The sequence below is a fragment of the Stutzerimonas sp. KH-1 genome (assembly GCF_054483855.1).
Map to the genome: position 1 here is coordinate 1,904,738 of NZ_CM137011.1, position 15,332 is coordinate 1,920,069.

15 protein-coding genes are annotated in these 15,332 nt (G+C 61.0%); 3 read left to right on the forward strand and 12 right to left on the reverse strand.

From position 1 onward, the window contains the following. Nucleotides 1-131: 131 nt before the first annotated feature. Both tsf and rpsB read right to left on the reverse strand, forming a co-directional pair. Nucleotides 132-995, reverse strand: a complete 864-nt coding sequence (gene tsf, locus ACX1DW_RS09075) for a translation elongation factor Ts (protein WP_102840846.1) — start codon at nt 993-995, stop codon at nt 132-134. Nucleotides 996-1,122: 127 nt separating this feature from the next. After that, the gene (gene rpsB / locus ACX1DW_RS09080) at nt 1,123-1,863 is read right to left on the reverse strand and encodes a 30S ribosomal protein S2 (protein ID WP_063543775.1); all 741 of its coding nucleotides are present in this window, start codon (nt 1,861-1,863) and stop codon (nt 1,123-1,125) included. 286 nt (nt 1,864-2,149) lie between these two features. Between rpsB and map the strand changes: the two genes are divergently transcribed. Further along, entirely contained in the window at nt 2,150-2,932 is a 783-nt protein-coding gene (gene map, locus ACX1DW_RS09085) for a type I methionyl aminopeptidase (protein ID WP_110777623.1), read from the forward strand. Between the two features lie 35 nt (nt 2,933-2,967). Beyond that, nucleotides 2,968-5,670: a [protein-PII] uridylyltransferase gene (locus tag ACX1DW_RS09090; protein WP_458993262.1), complete on the forward strand. Its 2,703-nt coding sequence runs from the start codon at nt 2,968-2,970 to the stop codon at nt 5,668-5,670. 45 nt (nt 5,671-5,715) lie between these two features. On the opposite strand, the gene ACX1DW_RS09095 is transcribed toward ACX1DW_RS09090, so the two are convergent. From ACX1DW_RS09095 to ACX1DW_RS09125, 7 genes are all read right to left on the reverse strand, one after another. Next, nucleotides 5,716-6,045: a Na+/H+ antiporter subunit G gene (locus tag ACX1DW_RS09095; RefSeq protein ID WP_458993263.1), complete on the reverse strand. Its 330-nt coding sequence runs from the start codon at nt 6,043-6,045 to the stop codon at nt 5,716-5,718. A 9-nt stretch (nt 6,046-6,054) separates the two neighbouring features. Next, on the reverse strand, nt 6,055-6,324 hold the full coding sequence (locus ACX1DW_RS09100) for a K+/H+ antiporter subunit F (RefSeq protein ID WP_063543767.1): 270 nt from the start codon (nt 6,322-6,324) through the stop codon (nt 6,055-6,057). After that, entirely contained in the window at nt 6,309-6,809 is a 501-nt protein-coding gene (locus tag ACX1DW_RS09105; RefSeq protein ID WP_458993264.1) for a Na+/H+ antiporter subunit E, read from the reverse strand. The genes ACX1DW_RS09100 and ACX1DW_RS09105 overlap by 16 nt, the downstream gene beginning before the upstream one ends. After that, on the reverse strand, nt 6,806-8,305 hold the full coding sequence (locus tag ACX1DW_RS09110) for a monovalent cation/H+ antiporter subunit D (protein ID WP_458993265.1): 1,500 nt from the start codon (nt 8,303-8,305) through the stop codon (nt 6,806-6,808). The genes ACX1DW_RS09105 and ACX1DW_RS09110 overlap by 4 nt, the downstream gene beginning before the upstream one ends. Further along, nucleotides 8,302-8,631: a Na+/H+ antiporter subunit C gene (locus ACX1DW_RS09115; RefSeq protein WP_063543761.1), complete on the reverse strand. Its 330-nt coding sequence runs from the start codon at nt 8,629-8,631 to the stop codon at nt 8,302-8,304. Before ACX1DW_RS09115 ends, ACX1DW_RS09110 begins: the two co-directional genes overlap by 4 nt. Continuing rightward, nucleotides 8,631-11,423 carry a monovalent cation/H+ antiporter subunit A gene (locus ACX1DW_RS09120; protein WP_458993266.1) on the reverse strand — a complete coding sequence of 931 codons (2,793 nt, stop codon included), beginning with the start codon at nt 11,421-11,423 and terminating at the stop codon, nt 8,631-8,633. The genes ACX1DW_RS09115 and ACX1DW_RS09120 overlap by 1 nt, the downstream gene beginning before the upstream one ends. Before the next feature lie 217 nt (nt 11,424-11,640). Beyond that, entirely contained in the window at nt 11,641-12,102 is a 462-nt protein-coding gene (locus ACX1DW_RS09125) for an outer membrane lipoprotein (RefSeq protein WP_125868501.1), read from the reverse strand. A 163-nt stretch (nt 12,103-12,265) separates the two neighbouring features. Here ACX1DW_RS09125 and ACX1DW_RS09130 point away from each other — a divergent pair, with 163 nt between their 5' ends. After that, entirely contained in the window at nt 12,266-12,502 is a 237-nt protein-coding gene (locus ACX1DW_RS09130; protein WP_063543755.1) for a hypothetical protein, read from the forward strand. A gap of 71 nt (nt 12,503-12,573) precedes the next feature. On the opposite strand, the gene pdxH is transcribed toward ACX1DW_RS09130, so the two are convergent. The 3 genes from pdxH to ACX1DW_RS09145 form a co-directional block, all read right to left on the reverse strand. After that, a complete protein-coding gene (gene pdxH, locus ACX1DW_RS09135; RefSeq protein WP_125868499.1) occupies nt 12,574-13,221 on the reverse strand; it encodes a pyridoxamine 5'-phosphate oxidase in 648 nt (215 codons plus the stop codon). Nucleotides 13,222-13,410: 189 nt separating this feature from the next. Then, nucleotides 13,411-14,040, reverse strand: coding sequence for an OmpA family protein (locus ACX1DW_RS09140; protein ID WP_125868498.1), 630 nt, complete (start codon nt 14,038-14,040; stop codon nt 13,411-13,413). Nucleotides 14,041-14,175: 135 nt separating this feature from the next. Further along, nucleotides 14,176-15,324 (reverse strand): serine hydrolase domain-containing protein, encoded by a 1,149-nt coding sequence (locus tag ACX1DW_RS09145; protein ID WP_133455914.1) that lies wholly within the window; start codon nt 15,322-15,324, stop codon nt 14,176-14,178. Nucleotides 15,325-15,332 lie beyond the last annotated feature (8 nt).

A 15,332-nucleotide genomic window follows, 5' to 3' on the forward strand; every position in this document is an offset into this window, starting at 1 on the left:
GCTTTGACAGCGCAACCAGCGGTTGGTGCCAAGCGACGAATATAACGTGACGAAAAAATTTCGGCCGCCCCATTCGACAAAGAGGCCGCACGCGTGAGCGGGCAGCCTCTTCGGGAACCGGCTAGCAGTCCTTACTTCTTGGTTGCAGCCACCTGAGCGGCAACTTCGGCAGCGAAGTCGACCTCGGCCTTCTCGATGCCCTCGCCCACTTCGTAACGAACGAAGGATACGATTTCGGCACCGGCTTTCTTGGCCAGATCGCCAACTTTGACTTCCGGATCCTTGACGAACGGCTGCTCAACCAGGCTGGCTTCGGCCAGGAACTTGTTGATGCGCCCCTTGATCATGTTCTCGACGATGTTCTCAGGCTTGCCGGCGATCTTGTCAGCGTTCAGCTGCAGGAAGATTTCCTTTTCCTTGGCAACCAACTCTTCGGAAACGTCGGCAGGGCTCAGAACGGCGGGGTTGCTGGCGGCTACGTGCATAGCGATGTCCTTGGCCAGCTCGGCGTCACCGCCTTTCAGAGTCACCAGCACACCGATGCGATGGCCATGCAGGTAGGCGCCCACCACATCGCCTTCAACGGCAGTCAGGCGACGGATGTTGACGTTTTCGCCGCACTTGGCGACCAGCGCCTCACGAGCGGATTCGCGAGAAGCGATCAGCGGAGCCACTTCGGTCAGCTTCTGCTCGAAAGCCTCGTCCAGGCTTTCCTTGACGAAGGCCTTGAAGTCATCCTGCAGAGCCAGGAAGTCGGTCTGCGAGTTGACTTCGATGATCACACCGCGGCCACCCTCGACACGAACGGCGATCGAACCTTCGGCAGCGATGTTGCCCGACTTCTTGGCAGCCTTGATGGCGCCGGAAGCACGCATATCGTCGATGGCCTTCTCGATGTCACCACCGGCGGCAACCAGAGCCTTCTTGCACTCCATCATGCCCTGACCGGTACGCTCGCGCAGTTCTTTGACCAAGGCTGCAGTGATTTCTGCCATGTTGGGAATCCTCTCAATTTGGTTTCTAAACCACTCACCCTTCGCACGGGTGATCAATTCGCAAGAGACAAAAAGGGGGCCTAGCCCCCTTTTTGTTCATCGGGTGTCACGCTGCAATGCGCCGCACTTAGCCCTGAGCCGCTTCGGAAGCCACTTCCTCGACGAACTCGTCAGCACCGCCAGCTGCATTCTGACGGCCGCGCAGAACGGCATCAGCCATGGAGCCGAGGTAGAGTTGCACGGCACGGATGGCGTCATCATTACCAGGAATGATGTAGTCGACGCCTTCCGGGCTGCTGTTGGTATCGACGATGCCGATAACCGGGATGCCCAGCTTGTTGGCTTCGGAGATGGCGATGCGCTCGTGGTCGACGTCGATGACGAACATGGCGTCCGGCAGGCCGCCCATGTCCTTGATGCCGCCCAGGCTGCGCTCGAGCTTCTCGAGGTCGCGGGTGCGCATCAGCGCTTCTTTCTTGGTCAGCTTCTCGAAAGTACCATCCTGAGACTGGGATTCCAGCTCACGCAGACGCTTGATGGAAGCACGGATGGTCTTGTAGTTGGTCAGCATGCCGCCCAACCAGCGATGATCGACATACGGCGAGCCGCAACGAGCAGCTTCTTCGCGAACGATCTTGCCAGCGGAACGCTTGGTACCGACGAACAGAATCTTGTTCTTGCCTGCAGCCAGCTTCTCAACGAAACGCAGGGCGTCGTTGAACATCGGCAGGGTCTTTTCCAGGTTGATGATGTGGATCTTGTTACGCGCACCGAAAATGTATTTGTCCATTTTCGGGTTCCAGTAACGGGTCTGGTGGCCGAAGTGCACACCGGCCTTCAGCATATCGCGCATGGTGACTTGAGACATGATAAGTCCTCGAATAAGTCGGGTTAGGCCTCCACGCGTCCCGATATCCAACTCTTTCGAGCACCCAGGATACCGTGTCGACACGTGTGTGGGGTTAAGCGCAACGGGGTGTCCCCGTCGAGCGGCGCGTTTTATAGCATAAAGACCACCGACAGGCTACTGCTTTGGCTAACCGCCGCACGCTCAGCTGCCTGAGCGGCCCTTACCTGCAGGGCATGGGCGCTTTGGTTTATCATCGCAGCTTTCCGTTTATTGCCTTCGCCTGCGGGCGCACCAAGAGGTTTGCATGACAGTCACAATCAAGACGCCCGAAGATATCGAGAAGATGCGCGTAGCCGGGCGTCTCGCTGCCGAGGTTCTCGAAATGATCGGCGAGCACGTCAAACCGGGCGTCACTACCGAGGAGCTCGACCGCCTGTGCCACGAGCATATCGTCAACGTCCAGCAGGCCATTCCCGCCCCGCTGAACTACAAGGGCTTCCCCAAGTCGATCTGCACTTCGATCAACCATGTCGTCTGCCATGGCATTCCCAATGACAAACCCCTGAAGGACGGTGACATCCTCAACATCGACATCACCGTTATCAAGGACGGCTACCACGGCGACACCAGCAAGATGTTCCTGGTCGGCAAGGTACCGGAATGGGCCGAGCGCCTCTGCCAGATCACTCAGGAGTGTCTATATAAAGGCATCGAACTGGTCCGTCCCGGCGCCCGCCTCGGCGACATCGGCGAGGTGATCCAGAAGCATGCCGAGAAGAACGGCTTCTCCGTGGTGCGCGAGTATTGTGGTCACGGTATCGGCAAGGTGTTCCATGAAGAGCCGCAGGTGCTTCATTACGGGCGCGCCGGCACCGGTCTGGAACTCAAGGAAGGCATGACTTTCACCATCGAGCCGATGATCAACCAGGGGCGTCCGGAAACCCGCCTGCTCGGCGATGGCTGGACCGCCATCACCAAGGACCGCAAGCTCTCGGCGCAGTGGGAACACACCATTCTGGTGACCGCCGATGGCTACGAGATCTTTACCCTGCGCAGCGACGACACCATCGCCCGCACCTCGGCCTGAAATCCGCAGCCGCAGCCCAACCGGAGGATGTCCGTATGCCCCAGGTCGACCCGGAACTGTTCGATCGTAGCCAGTTCCAGGCGGAACTGGCGCTCAAGGCCAGCCCCATCGCTGCCTACAAGAAGGCGATCCGCCAGGCGCGCCAGGTGCTCGACGAGCGCTTCAGGGCCGGCCGTGACATCCGCCGGCTGATCCAGGACCGGGCCTGGTTCGTCGATCAGATCCTGTGCTCGGCATGGAACCGCTTCGAATGGGACAAGGGCACCGATATCGCGCTGGTTGCAGTCGGCGGCTACGGACGGGGCGAGCTGCATCCCTATTCCGACATTGACCTGCTGATTCTGCTAGACGAAAGCGACCAGGAAGTCTTCCGTGATTCGATCGAAAGCTTTCTCACGCTGCTCTGGGATATCGGCCTGGAAGTCGGGCAGGCGGTACGCTCTGTCGCCGAGTGCGCCGACGAAGCACGTGCCGATCTGACGGTCCTCACCAACCTGATGGAAAGCCGCACGATCGCCGGGCCCGAACGCCTGCGCCAGGCCATGCTCCAGGTCACCAGCCCTCAGCAAATGTGGCCGAGCAAGGAGTTCTTCCTGGCCAAGCGCGAAGAACAGCGCGCACGCCACGCCAAGTACAACAACACCGAGTACAACCTGGAGCCCAACGTCAAGGGCTCCCCGGGTGGACTGCGCGACATCCAGACGATCCTCTGGATCGCACGCCGTGAGTTCGGCACGCTGAATCTGCAGGCCATGGTGGATCAGGGCTTTCTCACGGAAGGCGAACACAGCCTGATGACCGCTGCGCAGGAGTTTCTCTGGAAGGTCCGTTACGGCCTGCACATGCTCGCCGGACGCGCAGAGGACCGCCTGCTGTTCGATCACCAGCGCAGTCTTGCCGCACTGCTCGGCTACGAGGACAGCGACGCCAAGCTGGCTATCGAACGCTTCATGCAGAAGTACTACCGGGTGGTCATGAGCATTGCCGAGCTGGGCGATCTGGTCGGCCAGCATTTCGCCGAAGTGATTCTCTGGGAAGGTGAGTCCGGGCCGATCGTGCCGTTGAACAGTCGCTTCCAGGTCCGCGACGGTTATCTGGAAGTCAGCAACCCGGCGATCTTCAAGCGTACGCCATTCGCCATCCTGGAAACCTTCGTGATGCTGGCACAGCATCCCGATATCCAGGGTGTGCGCTCCGACACGATCCGCCTGCTACGTGACCACCGCTACCTGATTGACGACAGCTTCCGCGAGGACCTGCGCAACACCAGCCTGTTCATCGAGCTGTTCAAGTGCAAGGAAGGCATTCACCGCAATCTGCGGCGCATGAATCGCTACGGTATTCTCGGCCGCTACCTTCCCGAGTTCGGCCATATCGTCGGCCAGATGCAGCATGACCTTTTCCACATCTACACGGTCGATGCGCACACGCTCAATGTCATCAAATATTTGCGCAAGCTGACCAAACCAGGCGTTGCAGAAAAGTACCCACTAGCCAGCAAGCTGGTCGAACGCCTGCCCAAGCCTGAGCTGATCTACATCGCCGGCCTCTACCACGATATTGCCAAGGGCCGCGGCGGTGACCACTCCGAGTTGGGGGCGGTCGATGCCGAGCAGTTCTGCAGCCGACACAAGCTCCCGGCGTGGGACACCCGACTGGTGGTCTGGCTGGTGGAAAACCACCTGGTAATGTCCACCACGGCTCAGCGCAAGGACCTGTCGGACCCACAGATCATCAACGATTTCGCTCAGCTGGTTGGCGACGAGACGCACCTGGACTATCTCTATGTGCTCACTGTTGCCGACATCAACGCCACCAATCCGACGCTATGGAATTCCTGGCGCGCCAGCCTGCTGCGCCAGCTGTACACAGAGACCAAGCGCGCACTCAAACGTGGATTGGAAAACCCGCTGGGTCGCGAAGAACAGATCCGCCAGACGCAGCGCGCAGCACTCGACGATCTGGTACGCCACGGCACTGATCCGGACGATGCCGAGCAGCTCTGGGCGCAACTGGGCGACGACTACTTCCTGCGCCACACCGCTACCGACGTTGCCTGGCATACCGATGCGATCATCGAACACCCTGCCGATGGCGGTCCGCTGGTGTTGATCAAGGAGACCACCCAGCGCGAATTCGAGGGTGGCACGCAGATATTCATCTACGCGCCGGACCAGCATGATTTCTTTGCCGTGACCGTGGCGGCCATGGACCAGTTGAACCTGAACATCCATGACGCGCGCATCCTGACGTCCAGCAGCCAGTTCACCCTGGATACCTATATCGTGCTGGAGGCCGACGGCAGCCCGATCGGCAACAATCCGGAGCGCATCGAAGAAATCCGCAAAGGTCTGATCGCCGCGCTGCGCAACCCGGATGATTACCTGACCATCATCCAGCGGCGCGTTCCTCGGCAGCTCAAGCACTTCGCCTTCCCGCCGCAAGTGACCATCCACAACGACACTCAGCGGCCGCAGACGATTCTCGAGATCATTGCCCCGGATCGGCCAGGCCTGCTGGCGCGCGTCGGCCAGCTGTTCCTCGATTTCGATTTGTCCGTGCAGAACGCCAAGATCGCTACCCTCGGCGAACGCGTGGAAGACGTGTTCTTCGTTACCGACGCGAACAATCAGCCACTTTCCGATCCGCAGTTCTGCCTGCGCCTGCAACAGGCGCTGGTCAAGGAGCTGCAACAGGAGAACGAGCAACAGCCCTCACCGAGCAGCATCGTCATCTGAGGCTGGGGCGCGCGTCCGACCCTCTGGAACAGGGCTTGTCGCGCCTCAGTCCCAGGGCTTGCCGCGCGTCTGCTCGACAGCAGGCAGCTTCTGCTGCATGGCAGCCTTGGCTAGCATGTGCGCACTGACCGGCGCGGTCAGGAACAGGAACAGGGTGATCAGCAGCTCGTGCACGCTCAGGCCGTCGTTGTGGCTGCTGAAAAAGATCATCGAGGCGATGATGATGCCACCAACCCCGAGCGTCGTTGCCTTGGTCGGCCCGTGCAAACGGGTATAGAAATCCGGCAGCCGGTACAGGCCAATCGCACCGATCAGAGCGAACAGGCTGCCAACGACCAAGAACAGACTTACCAGCGCTTCAATCCAGAATGGCATGTCGCCTCCTCAGTCGATGATGTCGCCGTGCAGCAGGTGTTTGCCCACGGCCACGGTACTGACAAAACCCATCACGGCAATCAGCAGCGCAGCCTCGAAGAACAGGTCGGAGGCCAGCCAGACGCCGAACAGCACGATCAGCGCCAGCGCGTTGATATAAAGGGTGTCGAGTGCGAGCACCCGGTCAGGCATGTCCGGGCCCTGCACCAGGCGGACGACGTTCAGCACGGCGGCCAGTCCCAGCACCGCCAGGCAGAACGGAATCACGTACGCGAGCATTCGAAAATCTCCAGCAGCGGGGCTTCATAGTTGCGCTTGACCTCGGCGACCAGGGCATCGATGTCCGGTGCATCCAGGGCATGCACCATGAGCATCTTGCGATCAGGACTCAGGCAGGCGGAGACCGTCCCAGGTGTCAGCGAGATGATGCTCGTCAGCGTAGCCAGAGCGAATTCGTTGTCGATGGCCATCGGGATCTCGACGAACGCTGGCCGCAGGCTCTTTCGGGGCCCGAGCACCAGCTTGGCGACGTGCACGTTGGCCACCACGATATCCCGAAGAACTTTCAGCGTGAACAGCACAAGCTTCACAGGCTTGCGCACGCGAGGCACTTCGATGAGAAAACCGCTCACGAGCAACGGTATCGCCCAGCCGAGAAACAGTCCAAGCAACAGCTGCCCGAAACTCAGGGTGTTGTTGAGCAGCAACCAGAGCAGCGTCAGCAACAAGGTCAGGGCCGGATTCGGCAACCAGCGCGCCTTCATGCCGCACCTCCCTGAACGATCTGCAGATAAGGCCGGAGGTCCAGCAGCTGTGCAGCCGTGGCCTGCATGAATGTCTGCAGCGGCCCGGCCGCGGCAACCAGGACCAGACTGCCGAGCAGCAGTCCCGTGGTGGCCAGCAGGCGTACAGGATCCGCCTTGTGCCCCTGGGCTAGTGCGCTGGCCCGCCAGAACACCAGACTGCCGGCCCGGCTCAGTGCGATAAGCATACCCAGCCCGCCAACCAAAACCACCGCCCACAGCGCTACCGCTTCCGCGCCGGGCTCGATCGCGCGAAGCAGCATCAGCTTGCCGAGAAAACCGGAGAACGGCGGCAAGCCCGCCACGGAAATCGCGCCGATGAAGAACAGCGTGCCGAGCAGCAGCGGTTGTTGCAGCGCAGGAGCTGTAATCAGATCGGTTCCCAGGTCACCGCGCTGACGCGCAATCAGATCGGCAAGCAGGAACAACGCACCGGCAATCAGGGTGCTGTGCACAAGGTAATAGAGCGCTGCCGCGAGGCCCGCCTCACTGCCGAGCGCTATGCCGGCCAGCAATGTACCTACCGAAACGACCACCAGATAGGCGAGCAGCACCTGCAGATTGCGCGCAGCCAGTGCACCGACTACCGCAGCACCAAGCGTCAGCAACGCCAGCGGCCAGAGCCAGGCATCGACCATGTGGCTCAACTCCCCCGCCTCGTTACCGAAAATGAGCGTGAAGACCCGCACGATTGCGTACAACCCAACCTTGGTCATGATGGCGAACAGAGCGGCGACCGGCGCGGTCGCAGAGGCATAGGCGCGCGGCAACCAGAAGTACAACGGCAGGATCGCGCCCTTCAGCGCGAACACCACCAACAGCAGGTAGCCAGCCGCAGCCAGCAGAGGCCCATCCGCGGGATCGGCGGCGCTTACCCGCGCAGCCAGGTCGGCCATGTTCAGCGTACCGAGCAGCCCATAGAGCATGCTCACACCAATGAGGAACAGCGAAGACCCGAGCAAATTCAGCACGACATAGTGCATGCCGGAGCGCACCCTGCGCTGGCCGTGCCCATGCAGCAACAGGGCATAAGATGAAATCAGCAGGATTTCGAAGAAGACGAACAGGTTGAACAGATCCCCGGTCAGGAAGGCCCCGTTTATGCCGAGCAACTGGAACTGATAGAGCGCGTGAAAGTTGGGGCCTCGCTCGTCATCACCGCGGCAGGCATAAAGCACGGCGAAACCGGCGAGCACTGCGGTGACCAGCAGCATCAGCGCGCTCAGGCGGTCCAGCATGAGGACGATGCCGAACGGCGGCTGCCAGCTGCCCAGCGCATAGACACGCAGTTGCCCGTCGTCCGCCAGCACCAGCAGCCAGATCGCGAGAGGCACCAACGACCAGGTCGCAAGCAGCGACAGGGTGCGTTTGCTCGAGCGTCCTAAGTAATGGGCGAACAGCAACAGGGCTCCGGTAAACAGCGGCACCAGCAGCGGCAGAATCAGCGCATGATTCATTGGCGCGGCTCCTGACCATCGACATGATCGGTCCGCAGCTCGCCAATACTGCGCAGCGCCAGAACCACCACAAAAGCGGTCATGGCGAAGCCAATGACGATCGCGGTAAGCACCAGCGCCTGGGGCAAGGGATCACCATACTCGGCACTTCTGCCGATCACCGCAGGAACACCGGTAGCGAGCCGGCCCATTGAAAAAATGAACAGGTTGACCGCATAAGAAATCAGCGTCAGCCCCATCACCACGGGAAAGATGCGAGCACGCAGAAGCAGATAGACACCGCTTGCTGTCATGACCCCCAGGGTAATCGCGAACAACGCCTCCATTACAGCACCTCCCTGTCCGAGTCGTCCTGGCTCACCTGGCCAATATTGGAAAGGATCAGCAACGTCGCCCCCACCACCACAAGATAAACCCCCAGATCGAACAGCATTGCCGTGGCCAGCTCGAACTCACCGACGAGGGGCAGATGGAAATGACCGAACGACGAGGTGAGGAACGAATAGCCGAACACCAGACTCCCCAGCCCGGTCAGGCCGGCGATGAGCAGCCCTGCTCCGCAGAGCCTGTGGTAACTGATGGGTTGCCGCGCCTGCGCCCAGCTGACTCCGTGGGAGATGTACTGCAGGATCAATGCGACCGCCGTTATCAGACCGGCGATGAACCCGCCGCCAGGCAGGTTGTGCCCACGCAGGAAGATGAAGACCGAAATCAGCAGCGCCATCGGCAGCATCGCCCGGGCCAGGAGATCCAGCACCATGGGGTGCCTGTCGACGGACCAGAGCCGACCACCGTAATCGCGAACCGGGTGAGGCAGGCGCAAGCCCTTTAGCAGCCCGAAGATGCCGACCCCCGCGATTGCCAGCACAGCAATCTCGCCAAGGGTATCGAAGCCGCGGAAATCGACCAGAATGACGTTCACCACATTGGTGCCGCCCCCGCCAGACACACTGTTTTCCAGAAAGAACGAGGCAATGCTGTCATAAGGCCGCGTCAGCACCGCATAGGCCAGCAGCGCAACCATGGTGCCGCAGCCCGCCGCCAGCACGAAATCACGAAAGCCACGCAGGCTGCTCGACTCGGCCGGGGTACGGTCCGGCATGAAGAACAGCGCGAGGATCAACAGGATGATGGTCACCACTTCGACTGACAGCTGAGTGAGCGCCAGATCAGGCGCCGAATAGCGGGCAAAGCCCAGCGCCACCATCAGCCCGACCACGCTGAGTACCATCAGCGCCACCAGCCGTCGGCGATGAAACAGCACGGTCAACAACGAGGTGAGTGCCAGAATGGCCATGCCCAATACAGTGATGCCATCCAGCGGCGTCAAGGGAACCGGACCGTGCAGAGTATCCAGAGGCGTCAGCGCGAACACTACCAGCACCAACGTGCTGAACAACATCATAGCCAGGTAGCGCTGCAGCGAGCCGTTGTCCAGCAGGCAGGTCAGATGGCGAGCGCCGAGCGTCAACCCGCCCATTACCCGTTCGAACACTTCCAGCGAATCCACCGAGGGGAGTCCCTCGTACCAGCGGAATGCCCACTTGCGCAGTGAATAGATGACGATGCCTCCGACCAGCGCAACAAAACTCATCGCCAAAGGCAGATTGAAACCGTGCCAGATCGACAGGCTGTACTCCGGCACGACACCGTTGAGCGTGCCAGACACCGCCGCAGCCAGAAGCGGCCCTACCGTGAAAGCCGGCAGCATGCCGACCAGCAGGCAGAGCAGCACGAGGATCTCCACGGGAATCTTCATGTAGCGTGCAGGCTCGTGAGGCGGGTACTTGGGCAGGTCGATGGGCTCGCCGTTGAAAAACACGTCGTGTACGAAGCGCAGCGAATACGCCACGGAAAAGGCGCTCGCAAGCGTTGCCACCACCGGAATCGCCCAATAGAAGCTGCCCAGCAGATGCTGATCGAGTGTCTCGGCGAAGAACATTTCCTTGCTGAGGAAGCCATTGAGCAGCGGCACACCTGCCATCGCCAGAGAAGCCACCATGGCGAGTGCCGCCGTATGCGGCATGTACTTCCACATGCCGTTGATACGTCGCATGTCGCGCGTGCCGGTCTCGTGATCGATGATTCCTGCGGCCATGAACAGAGAGGCCTTGAATGTGGCGTGGTTAATGATGTGGAAGATTGCCGCCACTGCCGCCAGGCGGGAATCGAGGCCGAACAGCAAGGTAATCAGGCCCAGGTGACTGATGGTGGAATAGGCGAGCAGTCCCTTCAGGTCGTGCTGGAAAAGCGCCATCACAGCGCCGATCAACAAGGTCGCCAGCCCGGTGATGCTCACCAGATAGAACCACCATTCGGATTCCGCCAGTGCCGGATAGAGTCTTGCTAGAAGAAATACCCCGGCCTTGACCATCGTCGCTGAATGCAGGAAGGCCGATACAGGCGTAGGCGCAGCCATTGCCTGCGGTAACCAGAAATGGAAAGGAAACTGCGCCGACTTGGTGAATACGCCGAGCAAGACGAGAATCAGCGTCAGCGGATACAGGGAATTACCGCGAATCAGATCGCCCGATGCCAGAATCGTCGTCAGCTCGAAGCTGCCGACGATGTAGCCAATCAGCAAGACCCCAGCGAGCAGCGCCAGACCGCCACCACCGGTAATCGCCAGAGCCATGCGTGCGCCCTGGCGGGCGTCGGCCCGATGGCTCCAGTAACCGATCAGCAGAAACGACGACAGGCTGGTCAGCTCCCAGAACATCAGCATCAGCAGCAGATTTTCTGACAGCACGACGCCGAGCATGGCCCCCATGAACAGTAGGAAGAAGCCATAGAAGCGGCCCATCGGATCCTTCTTCGACAGGTAGTAGCGTGCGTAGAGGATGACCAGCAGGCCGATGCCGAGAATCAGCAAGGCAAAGAGAAAGCCCAACCCATCGAGACGCAGGCTGAGGTTGAGCCCAAGCCCGGGCAGCCAGCTGTAGTGGACGATTTCCGTCTGACCGGCAAACACATCGGCACGCTTGGAAAGCAGGAGGATCAGCGCCGTCAGCGGCGCGATACCTGCGCCGAAGGCGCATGCGGAGCGACCAAAACGCTCCAGAAGCAGAGGCAGGCAGATGCCCAGGAATGGCAAAGCGATAATCAGCGCAAGCGCCATGAACGAGACCCCTTAAGCCGCCGATCCGGAGGCATTCTTATCCTTGGCAGGCGAAGTAACTGCCTGAAGCTGCACACAAATGTGCGCCCGATTATCCATACGGATGATGCCGTCGTCATGAATTCATGTATTTCGAAAAACAAAAGGCGCCGCCTCCGCTCCTTTCGGAACGGAAGGCGGCGCCTGGACGTACAGCGCTATTCGCCGGTCTCGATGGTCAAGGCGCCACGCGACTTGTCCCACTGACGGTCAGGATGCGGACACGTTGGCCGACGCGAAACACCTGGTTGGGCTCCACGGCTTGCACGTAGGCGCGGACATTTCCGTCATCCTCGCGCACGGTGATCTCGACGCCCTGCGTACGGGTAATTCCCTCTTCCGCCGCCGCTCCGAGCATTCCGCCGGCCACCGCCCCGATGACCGCAGCGACAGCACTGCCGCGACCGCCACCCACCCCACTACCGGCCACCCCGCCTACTATCGCTCCGGCACCGGAACCGATCGGCGTCTTGGTTCCCTCGATCTTCACCGGCCGTAGCGACTCGATGGTGCCGTAACGCACGGTCTGAACGGCACGCGCCTCATCACGAGAATAGGTATCTCCGGTCAGGCTGGAGGCACACCCGCCCAAGGTCAGCGCCACGGCAGCAAAGGAAGCAACGAAAAAGGAATTGCGCATAGAAAATTCTCCTGCAGACAGCTGTTCGTTCCGGCGGAAGCGGCAGCTGGTGGCGACAAAAAAGCGCTTGGCATCTTCAGCGTCCTGACTCAGCATCTAGCAACAAGCCTAGGTATGCGAGTCGAACCGGCCCTGCCGGGTTCCTTCCAGCGAGATTACCCCCATGGATTACTTCATCATAGCCATCACCACCGTGGCCGGCCTGGCTTTTCACGGCTGGCTGATCGTACGCTTCCGCCGCTGGGCAGACCGCGATCTCGCGCTATCGATCGCCGGTGGCGATCCCGCGAAGCGCGCCTGGATGCTGCAACAGCTTGCCGAAGCGAAAGCCCAAAAGATCCGTCGCAAGGAGCTTCAGCCCTGGCTGGAACAACAGGCCCAGCGCTATACCGAAGCCTGAACCTGAGCCGACTCCGGCTCGAACGGCCAGCAACATCACCAGGCCGCCCGTAGCCAGGCATCGCCACCTGATCAGGGGGCGAGACGTTCGCGCTGCCAGCTGTTGGCGACCAGACGATATTCGAGCCGGTCATGTAGACGGCTGGCACGCCCCTGCCAGAACTCGATGCGCTCTGGCAGCAGGCGATAGCCACCCCAGTGCGGCGGACAATGGGGGGCCTTGTCCAAGAAGCGCTGCTCGGTCTCAGCCAGCAACCGCTCCAGCTCGGCCCGATCACGGATGACCTGACTTTGCGGCGAGGCCCAGGCACCCAGGCGGCTACCCAGCGGGCGCACCTGAAAATAGGCATCCGACTCTTCAGGGCTCACCTTCTCAACCCGCCCTTCGATTCGCACCTGGCGTTCGAGCGTAGGCCAGAAGAAGGTCATGGCGGCAAAGGGCGCCTCTTGCAGTTGCTGGCCCTTCGCACTGTCGTAATTGGTAAAGAAGGTAAACCCACGCTCGTCCAGCGCCTTGAGCAGAAGAATCCGGCAGTGTGGCCGACCCTCGGCATCCACGGTGGCCAGCGACATCGCGTTAGGCTCGACCGGTGCTTGCTCGGTCTTCATCGCCTCACCGAACCACTGCTGGAACAGACCAAAGGGCTCGGCGGGCGCATTGACCTCGCTAAGACCGTCACGGGTATAGTCACGGCGCATATCGGCCAGGGTCTGAATCATCGAGGGGCTCCTTTGATGGAAAAGCGGATTCCAGCGTATCAGGCGGCTGGCAAGCAGACGACCGAAACCGGAACCTGACACCCTTGAAAGCATATCCGCGTCAGGGCTCGATACGCTTGATTCAAGGCAACCTCGCCAAACGAAAACAGGCCCACTTGCGGGCCTGTTTGGTCTGACAATGCAGCGCCTTTACTTCTTCGCCACCTCGGCCTGGGCCACCTGGGTTGCAGGTTGTGCCGGCTGATCGTATTGAGCGACAAGTGCGAGCATAGTGGTTTGCGGCGCCAGCACCATCTCGACGCGACGATTCAGGGCTCGCCCTTCCTGGCTGTCGTTGGCTGCACGCGGCTTGTCAGAGCCCAAACCCCGAATTCGCAGCCGGTCATGCTTGAGACCGCTCAGACGAAAAATGGCGGCCACGGCCCCTGCCCGCTCGCGGCTGATGGTCCGATTGACTTCATCGGAGCCCGTGCTGTCGGCGTGCCCCAGGACCACCACAGAAGTCTTGTCATCCTTCTCGACCAGCTTCGCCACCCGGGTGATCGGTCCGAGCGTCACCGGCAGGAGCATTCCCGGCCGATCTGGGTTGAACGAGGAATCCACCGGGGCGGTCACGATCAGCAGACCGTCACGCCGCTCGACCTCGAAGCGGCTGTCCGCGAGCGCTTCACGCAGGCGCGGCTCGTAGTCGTCGAGCCAGGCCGAATCGACCTTCGGCACCACTGGAGGCTCCACCTCACTTGGCTTTTCATTCTTCGAGCTGCAACCGGCAGCCACGAGCAAGCAGAGAATCAGCGAGGCGCTCTTCAGAAGGTTCATGAGCCAGGGTTCCATCACCAGATGCGTTCAGGGAAAAGCGAACGGACGTAGCCAGATCACACGTGAGTTCGATTCGAAATTGTGGACGCAAGTCCCTCTTTTGGAAAGCCTGCCTGACCAGAAGTGACGAGTGGTTCAACCCAAGCAAACTACAACGCTGCGAGCCAGAGACTGCGCGCGCGGATCCATCAGCACATAGGGCCCAAGCGTGTTGGTTACGAACCCGAACGCCAGTTCGCGTTCCGGATCGGCGAACCCGACGCTACCGCCCGCCCCGGGGTGGCCGAACGCCCTTGGGCCCATACCGAACGTGGCGTTGGCCAGATCAGGCTGATCGAGCCAACAGCCCAGCCCGAACCGGGTCTGCGCCAGCAGGACGCGATCTACCCCAATGCTCTGCTCGCGGGTCATTTCGGCCAGCAGCGCGCGATCCAACAACTTGCCCTGCAGCAAGCCGGTATAGAACCCGGCCAGCGACCGTGCATTGCCGTGGCCATTGGCCGCCGGCTGGGCCATGCGTCGCCACTCGGGCTTGTTACCGCTGCTCATGATGGATGGCGGATTATTGAAAGCACGAGCGCTGACAGAGTCAGGTTGCGTCATCAGCGCCTTGAACAATCGCTGTGCAGCCGCATCGCCGAAATCGTTCTTGAAGCGCGTCAGATAAGCGACCCGATGCGCTTCACCGTCATCCAGGCCGACATGAAAGTCAAGGTCGAGAGGCCGTGCCGTGCGCCGGACGATCGATTCGCCTGGCCCGCAGCCATCGACACGACGCAACAGTTCCCCGACCAGCCAGCCATAGGTCATTGCGGCGTAGCCCTGGTCAGTGCCTGGTGCCCACCAGGGCTCCTCGGCAGCGAGGGCACCGGCCATGGCGGCCCAGTCGTACAGAGCCTCCGGCGGCATCGACTGGCGTATCGCCGGTAGCCCGGCCCGATGACAAAGCACCTGGCGCAGTGTGATCGCGGCCTTGCCGCCGACCGCGAACTCGGGCCAGATCCGTGCGACCGGGTCATCCAGCTCCAACTTGCCTTCCTCTACCAGTTGCAGCAACGCGACTGCGGAGAAGGTCTTGGTGCAGGAGAACAGATTGACCAGCGTATCGCTGTGCCAGACCTGCTCACCCTGATTGTCCGCTGCACCGGCCCACAGATCGACGACCGTCTCGCCGCCAATCTGCACGCAGAGCGCGGCGCCGCGCTGCTGAGTGCCATCGAACAATGCGGCGAACGCATCGCGTACCGCTTCGAAACGAAGATCGAAGAATCCCTGAACCTGCACGCTGTCAC